At 37.5% G+C, this 7527-nt stretch carries 8 protein-coding genes; 2 read left to right on the top strand and 6 right to left on the bottom strand.

Going from position 1 to position 7527, the window contains the following annotated elements; translation table 11 throughout:
- A partial coding sequence (locus B2X72_RS06170; protein ID WP_286848632.1) for a hypothetical protein occupies positions 1-476 on the top strand: 476 nt, incomplete at its 5' end.
- Positions 477-623: 147 nt separating this feature from the next.
- On the opposite strand, the gene B2X72_RS06175 is transcribed toward B2X72_RS06170, so the two are convergent.
- Positions 624-1577 carry a hypothetical protein gene (locus B2X72_RS06175; RefSeq protein WP_286848634.1) on the bottom strand — a complete coding sequence of 318 codons (954 nt, stop codon included), beginning with the start codon at positions 1575-1577 and terminating at the stop codon, positions 624-626.
- Positions 1555-2844 carry a hypothetical protein gene (locus B2X72_RS06180; protein ID WP_286848636.1) on the bottom strand — a complete coding sequence of 430 codons (1290 nt, stop codon included), beginning with the start codon at positions 2842-2844 and terminating at the stop codon, positions 1555-1557. The genes B2X72_RS06175 and B2X72_RS06180 overlap by 23 nt, the downstream gene beginning before the upstream one ends.
- 728 nt (positions 2845-3572) lie before the next feature.
- Here B2X72_RS06180 and B2X72_RS06185 point away from each other — a divergent pair.
- Positions 3573-4019 carry a nuclear transport factor 2 family protein gene (locus tag B2X72_RS06185; RefSeq protein WP_286848638.1) on the top strand — a complete coding sequence of 149 codons (447 nt, stop codon included), beginning with the start codon at positions 3573-3575 and terminating at the stop codon, positions 4017-4019.
- Positions 4020-4311: 292 nt separating this feature from the next.
- Here B2X72_RS06185 and B2X72_RS06190 read toward each other — a convergent pair whose 3' ends face one another.
- The 4 genes from B2X72_RS06190 to B2X72_RS06205 all read right to left on the bottom strand — a co-directional run.
- On the bottom strand, positions 4312-5457 hold the full coding sequence (locus tag B2X72_RS06190; RefSeq protein ID WP_270419924.1) for an IS481 family transposase: 1146 nt from the start codon (positions 5455-5457) through the stop codon (positions 4312-4314).
- Positions 5458-5561: 104 nt separating this feature from the next.
- Positions 5562-5939 carry a cyclic-phosphate processing receiver domain-containing protein gene (locus B2X72_RS06195; RefSeq protein WP_286848641.1) on the bottom strand — a complete coding sequence of 126 codons (378 nt, stop codon included), beginning with the start codon at positions 5937-5939 and terminating at the stop codon, positions 5562-5564.
- 315 nt (positions 5940-6254) lie between these two features.
- Positions 6255-6821 carry a metallophosphoesterase family protein gene (locus tag B2X72_RS06200; protein ID WP_286848643.1) on the bottom strand — a complete coding sequence of 189 codons (567 nt, stop codon included), beginning with the start codon at positions 6819-6821 and terminating at the stop codon, positions 6255-6257.
- Between the two features lie 12 nt (positions 6822-6833).
- A partial coding sequence (locus B2X72_RS06205; protein ID WP_286848645.1) for a helix-turn-helix transcriptional regulator occupies positions 6834-7527 on the bottom strand: 694 nt, incomplete at its 5' end.

Raw genomic sequence — 7527 nt, forward strand, 5'->3', positions numbered from 1 at the left:
AACGTTTAGGACGCAAGTGTAAAGACATTATGAAAACGCTAGTAAAAACATTTGTTGCAGCAGCTTTAATCGCCGTATCAACTTTCACTATGGCAGCTGAGGGACCTGGAACAAAATCGGCAAAAGCAAACGTTAACCTTTCCACAGCAGACTTTGCTTTAGAACACTATGTGGCGGTAACTACGGAGGGCGAATCGGCAGGTGTAGAACAATTATTCGCCGAAGATTTCAACCAAAAGATCCAAGCTACCAATGTGCAGTCTAACAGCCGCAGCGAAGTGGTTAAATCTTTGAAGAAACAAAACGGAGAAAAGCTGAATTGTGTAGTAAGCACAGACATCTTAGAAGAATCAGCAGACTATATGGTTGCTAAAGTAACCTTGAAATTTGAAAACTTCACCAAAACGGACTTAGTTACATTGGAACGTGTAGGCATTGACTGGAAAGTATCCAAATCAATCAATTCGTATAAATAAGTATTTAAATAACTAGTGATCTGCCGAGATCAGTTTAAAGTCAGACCACTAGTGAATCAAATGTTTAAATTTAGTTTAGAAGCCAGGTCGTGAGATCTGGCTTTTTGTTTTGTCATGCAATGTGCGTAACTCGTTGATTCCCGATCATCAAACTTTAAATTCTGGCGCAATCATCACTTTTTCCTCTTTTACGTTATTCAGCAAATCGCTGTATTTTATAGGTAATTTTTTACGATAAAAATAAAAATAGAAGTCAAATGAACCGCCCACGATCCCATTTCCTGGTACGTATATAAATCTGTCAATACCTCTATCTACCTCCAGCTCATGATCATGCGTATGCCAGTCTGTATAAGTCCAAAATTGATAACCTATTTTGCCATTTTTAAACTTGACGACCTTAGATAAATATTCTCTTCGGTCTCTTAGATAATCGAAAGTAGGATAGTCGTAAGGGGTATTGCCGATAGTGTAAGCAGGAAATTCTTCATGAGGATATCTCTTTTTAAAAATAGCTTCCATTTCAGTAATTTTAATAGGCTCTTGCTCAATATTTATTGTTCCAAACATATTCTGAAAAATGGATGGCCTATTTCTTATCGCAAAAAATTGTATTAGACAATGTTTGGACGAATAGTATTTGTTGCCAATTTTCCGGATAATTTGATATTCGTTGAAATATTTAGTTTTTGCACCGTATGTTTTATCAAAATCAGCGTATGTATTGGCTCTTAATAGCCTTTTAAGGTATTGGTGGGGTATCGTGTCCTTTTTGACACTATCCAGATCAATCTCAGTCCAATCCCGGTTCCCTTCCAAATCTGGAAGAACGGCAATAAGAATTAGATTAAGGTCTTTGTGATGGCCCAATTTATTTCGATCTATAGCTATACCATCAATGAACGTTAGTGAAAATAGCTCAACGCTCTTCTTGATACCATACAAGTTATCTGTAGATAATTTGTAATTATCTAAGATACAGCCCTGTGGCTGATCAGGTAATAAGATATATTTCACGTTAGCAGATACACTGAGCGAAACAATTAATAGTGGCATCAAAAGCCATAATCTGAACCGTTTAATTACATGTTGTTCCATCATTTCCTTCTCTATGTTTAATAACTTTGTTTTTCTCCGCTTCGCTAAAATCATTTACCACGCCGACTTTAGATAATGCCATGGCATCAGAATCACTTATATTAGGATTAAATGAACTCAGCGCAGCAGCTAAATCGTTCAAAAGTGATCCATAAGCATTGTGCCCTTTAACAAATCTTGGTTGGCCATTAATGTTTATTTCTGTAAATCCTGGATATAAAATACCAAATTGTGATTCTTTTCCTTCTTTCTTAAGCCGGTATTTTTCCATTGTTAAAAATCCATGTAATGCTTCATGAAACATTGTCGCTGCGATATATTCTTGTGAAGCTGTAGAAAGCATATTGGCATTTAAACTAATAGTTTGCGATGAACCTGAAATGCTGCCGCTCCATACTCCGTCTACATTGGGATCTAATTTAGTACTAACACGAAATATAACATCGTTATCTACATTTTCACCAAATTCTTTTTTCAACCATCGGGAAATCCTATTCTCTAAGTTAGGGATTTTTGTTAAAATTGCTTGTGCACATGGATAGCCTTGCAAAGAATCTCTAATTTCTTTGTCTGCGTCGGGATCAGTGGAAGGAGCCTCTCCTCCAGTACCGCTTCCACTACCACTCCCGCCACTTGAGCAACCTTCACATCCGTCTGTAAATGGCGGAAAGTCCGGGAAATTAGGGTCTACAACATCATCTGTACAGACCTCCTTCCATGTTGATGAACATATTTCGGTACCATCTAAGCAATATTGAATCCAAATTTGCCTACAAGTTTTAACTCTTTCTTTAGCAAATTTATTTTTTGAGGAAGCATATACTTTTAAAATCTCATTTTTTGAAATGAACTTATTATCTAAATAATTTACAAATGAGGTCTTACCATTAAGTAAGTCTTCAGAAACAATTATACCTCCAGCTTTAACATCTTTAAGATCATCTGGAAAGACAGTTAATACGTTAAAAAACCAGTCGCCATTCTTTTTGAAAGCAAATAACCAGGATTTATCTGCCAATGAATATACAGTGCTGTCTAATGTCCTGGAGAACCTGGCGCCACTTGAGGATAGAGGAATGTAATATCCACCATTTGCTACTTGTTTTTTGCCCCAGTCAGGTGTGTAATCATAATTTTTAATCGAGCTTTTCCCTTTAGATTCTTCATAAGACGATATTAGGCTATCCTCTATTTGCGTGTGTTCATATTGTTTGCAGCCCCACATGATCACCATAACAGTGATGAAAATGTAAATAAGTTTTCTTTTCATATAGATTATATAATATTATAACATTTCATTTTATCCCTAAAATGGTTGGGATGAAAAAACATGATTAGTTGTATAAATATAATATTTATTTCTTAAGTTAACAATGTTTGGGCGATGTGTGTTAAAGGAAATTATTTGAATGTTATAATAGAGCTTTATGTACTTTTACGTAAGCAGACCTAATTATATTTTTTCATAGTACATTTTAAACTTTTTACCAGTCATTACTTTTATTCAGACTTGCAATTTTGTAAAGAGAATGCTGGGCTCATCCGTTCAATATCTATCGATCACTATTGATACGGCCTGGACTATTATGGTTAGCGGGTTTTGTTTGTCCAAGTTGTAAAATAAAAAAATCTGATTTTAGCAATTATGAAAATCCGTTATTCGGGGATGAGTTTAAATAACTTTTATAGGGGTTGTGTTCGTACCTGCTTCGTATAGCCTTCGGATCAGGGCATGTAGGGTTCGATTGTTGACCAGTATCTGACCAGTTTTTCCCTGTACAGAGACTGGACAAGGTCTGTTGGGTGTCTGTACAATATCTATTGATGATCCGAACGTGGTACGAATCTAATACGAAGCAGACTTGCCTACCTATTCCTGTCATTCACCGAGTTTTCCAGAGCGTTAGTCTAAAGCCAGTAGGCTAGGGGCGTATTGTGTTGTAGTTTTGAGTCAACAAATAAGAACAACAGAACTAACACAATAAAAATAAAGACATTATGAAAACGCTAGTAAAAACATTCACAGCAGCAGCTTTAATCGCAGTATCAACATTTGCTATGGCAGCTGAGGGACCTGGAGCAAAAGCAGCAAAAGCTAACATTAACCTTTCTACAGCAGATTTCGCTTTAGAGCACTATGTTGCAGTAACCACAGAGGGAGAATCAGCAGGAGTAGAGCAGTTATTCGCAGCTGATTTTAATCAAAAGGTCCAAGCTAACAATGCGCAGTCTAACAGCCGTAGCGAAGTGGTTAAATCGTTGAAAAAACAAAAAGGCGAAAAGCTAAACTGTATAGTAAGCACAGATATCATTGAGGAGTCAGCAGATTACATGGTTGCTAAAGTAACCTTGAAATTTGAAAACTTCACCAAAACAGATTTAGTTACCTTGGAACGTGTTGGCAATGACTGGAAAGTATCCAAATCAATCAATTCGTATAAATAGTAGCGATTTCAAATAAATATATATGTTGTAGAGCCATGTCATAAGACGTGGCTTTTTGTTTATTTTAAATAGGATATAGATATCGTGCTTCCTCAAGTGTTTTTTATAGATGTATGTTGGGCAGCGAACAGCATAAGGCATTGCATACAGTTTGCAAGTGTTTTTTACAGATGAAGCAATTGTCTCTACACTGTGGAGACAATTGCAAAGCGAATATGTGGAGACGTTTTTCGAGAAAAATCTACGAAGTATAATTGTAATAGCCACTACTTGATCTGACAGTTGGGTGTTCTTAAAAATTGTCAGGTTGCCTATTCGAATATAGTGATGTTTCTTCAAAATCTAAAGATGTGACTTGTTGCTTATTCTCCTGTATTGGATAAGTAACAAGTTGATCTTCTTTTAGTGTCTCCAGCATCTTTTGTTTTGCCAAATGAATTGTATCGTCGAAGGTCTGCATAGGTGTCTTCCCAAAGCAGTACTTTCCAGTGTGGGTACGATCCTGATTATAGTATGCCATCCAACGATCTAGATCATTCTGGAGCTCCTGAATGCTACGATATACCTTCTTTCTGAATGCAACTGCATAAAACTCATCTTGAATAGTACGATGGAAACGTTCACAAATACCATTTGTTTGGGGGCTTTTTGCTTTGGTTTTCGTGTGATCTATATCTTCGATTGCTAAATAGAGCTGATACTCATGCTGATCTCTTACACCACAGTATTCTGTTCCGCGGTCTGTTAATATCCTTAACAATCTTATGTCATGTTGCTCGAAAAATGGTACCACCTGGTCGTTTAATATATCTGCGGCAACTAATGCATTCTTGCGATCATACAGTTTTGTAAAAGCGACTTTGGAATAGGTATCTATGAAAGTTTGCTGATATATATGCCCGACTCCTTTAATATTTCCAACATAATAAGTGTCCTGAGCTCCTAAATATCCAGGATGATACGTTTCTATTTCGCCGTGTGCCTTTTTTTCTTCTTTAGCTTTCTCCAGTGCTATAAGCTGGGCTTCCGTCAAAACAATACCTTCCTGTGCCGATTTTGCTTCTAAAGCCTTTAATCGAAGCTTAAAAGTTTGCAAATCATGACGCATCCATATGCTCCGAACTCCTCCAGGTGATATCAATATCCCTTGCTTTTTTAACTCATTAGATACCCGTAATTGGCCTAAAGCAGGTTGGTCTATGGCTAAATCCACAACAGCTTTTTCAATATGTTCTTCTACTCGGTTCTTTAACACTGGCTTTCTTCTAGAAAGTTCCTGAAGTGCAAGTTCGCCTCCTTGATCATACAATTCTTTGAATCTATAAAAGCTGTCTCTGGAATAGCCCATTACTTTACAGGCTCTTGATACATTTCCTAAATGCTGGGCAAGTTCTAAAACACCCAGTTTGTTCTTGATGATTTTTTCTTGTGTTGTCATAACTCTAATCTATTTTACAGTTGTTAATTTATCGCAACTGTCAGATTAAGTCTTGACTACTTCAGTATAATGCAGGTGCTATCTATTTAGCTCTAAAAGTTCGGTTAACCTTTATCAATGCTTTTAATAAAATTGTTCCAGTAGGCTAAAATGTTTGTTTTGCCTACGGGGTTTTGCGAGTGACATAATAACTGGGGCAAAACCCGATGTTCCTGTTCAATAATTAGATTCACGATATACTTCACAGCGTCATACCCCGACTCTGCTTCTGTGTTGTCAAGATTTATTCCCAGATCATGATCAAAAGAGATGATTGACGGAATACCGTTTTCAGATATATAGGTCACAAAATCTTGATAATTACGAATAATGGTCCAATTGGTCAACAGATATGGAGTTATTTCTTCCTTTGGTATATAATAAGACAGGTCCGATGGTAATCTTATATCATCCAAAAATATACCTTTAGTATTATGCTCCATTGATTTCCGTGATTTTATATCTAAATATAGCTTAATTGAAGCGTTATATCGACTGATAGCTTTCTAAACTATGTTCGTTTATTTGTTTATGGATATACCCGTAAATTGTGTAGGCTAATTAGAATAATTAAGTAGAAAGAATACATGATTTTATGAGAAGAGTCTATAAATAGATTCCCAGAAATCCTCCTTAAACCATTCAAAATCGCTTTTAATAGAAAAACCAAGATTAATTTTATTAGTAAGATTATTAGAAGACATATTAGAAAGATTAGTGGAAAAGTAATAGCAAGAGCTGAAAGATAGCCATGCTAATCACGCCTTTCCTTTCAACAGCTCATACAACGAAGCATTGATAAACTGTATAGCCTTAATTTTTATCTTACCGTACCCTGCATGATTATGACCGAAAACATGGTACTTGGGTGATCGCTCCAACGCGAACTCGCGGATTTCGTCGCTGCCATAACCATTGTCCAAAATACCCGATGGCGGATAGTGTGATACCATGATATCAATCTGCACGTCGGATTCCATATGGTGAAAAAAAGGAAAACCACTGATGCCCATAATCTGGATGCCGTTTATCCTGACCGAAGTATCGTTTAGCCAATGGATTCCTTCGGGTACCAATTTTTTGCTTCGCTGCGGTTCCAGTTCAAAGGGGAGATCATGATTTCCATGGACAAATACCTTGTGTGGTATGGGAAGTTCCGCATACCACACAAAGAACTCCGATAGTTGCTGCATATCACCTGCATCGCAGACATCGCCGCAGTGGATGACGATATCGATCCCCTGCGGAATATCCAACAGGCGTTGCATCCCATGCGTGTCGGATAACAAGAGTATATTTTGCCCCTTTAATTTAATGATGTGCATATCGCTCGGCTTTTAGGATTGATGCTGTAAAGATTTGCGATATTCCTCTTTCATCCTATCCGCTAGACTTTCGGGGGCAATAACCTTGACCTCGGCGCCTACGGACAGCAATTCCATGACAAAATCATGGGTGACATATATATTGAGCTTTACACGCAGTTCCTCCTCATTGTCGACTACTATTTCCTGTGTATGGTGCAAAGGTAACGACTTAATGTACTTGCCCTGAAATGCTGAATAGGAGAGGATCACTTCCTCGATTTGTTGGTCTTCGCATGGAAGTATAATACCAAAACTATGCTCGAAGAGCGTTTCAGGATCTACTTTGAGAGCCTTGAATTTTCCAGCTTTCACCACTTCCAGTGCTAAGATCCTATCCAGGGGAAAGATTCTGAGACTATCCTTGTCCAGATCCTGCCCAATGACATACCAGCGGTTGCGCACTTCTTTTATTAGGATGGGAACCAGTCGCCGGTGTTCTACCTCGGTTTCATAATATTTGCGGTAATCGAAATAGAGCACAAGGTCATTATGTATCGCCTGTACAATATCTCCCAGATATTCTGTTCCTCTTGGTTTGCGCTGTTCAAAAACGATTTTCTTTGAGCCATTCTCTCCAAGGCGCATCATGTTGAATATGTCAAAGGCATCCAGTGCCCGCTCCGATTCCTCAGTGTCGTGCTGGATAAAGTATTGTTTTTTTGAA

The organism is Sphingobacterium sp. UBA7253 (assembly GCF_002472745.1).
Lineage (GTDB): Bacteria > Bacteroidota > Bacteroidia > Sphingobacteriales > Sphingobacteriaceae > Sphingobacterium > Sphingobacterium siyangense.

What these genes read in the sequence shown, in the direction of transcription:
- B2X72_RS06175 (WP_286848634.1), bottom strand. Translation starts at nt 1,577, where the DNA reads ATGATGGAACAACATGTAATTAAACGGTTCAGATTATGGCTTTTGATG.
- B2X72_RS06180 (WP_286848636.1), bottom strand. Translation starts at nt 2,844, where the DNA reads ATGAAAAGAAAACTTATTTACATTTTCATCACTGTTATGGTGATCATG.
- B2X72_RS06185 (WP_286848638.1), top strand. Translation starts at nt 3,573, where the DNA reads ATGAAAACGCTAGTAAAAACATTCACAGCAGCAGCTTTAATCGCAGTA.
- B2X72_RS06190 (WP_270419924.1), bottom strand. Translation starts at nt 5,457, where the DNA reads ATGACAACACAAGAAAAAATCATCAAGAACAAACTGGGTGTTTTAGAA.
- B2X72_RS06195 (WP_286848641.1), bottom strand. Translation starts at nt 5,939, where the DNA reads ATGGAGCATAATACTAAAGGTATATTTTTGGATGATATAAGATTACCA.
- B2X72_RS06200 (WP_286848643.1), bottom strand. Translation starts at nt 6,821, where the DNA reads ATGCACATCATTAAATTAAAGGGGCAAAATATACTCTTGTTATCCGAC.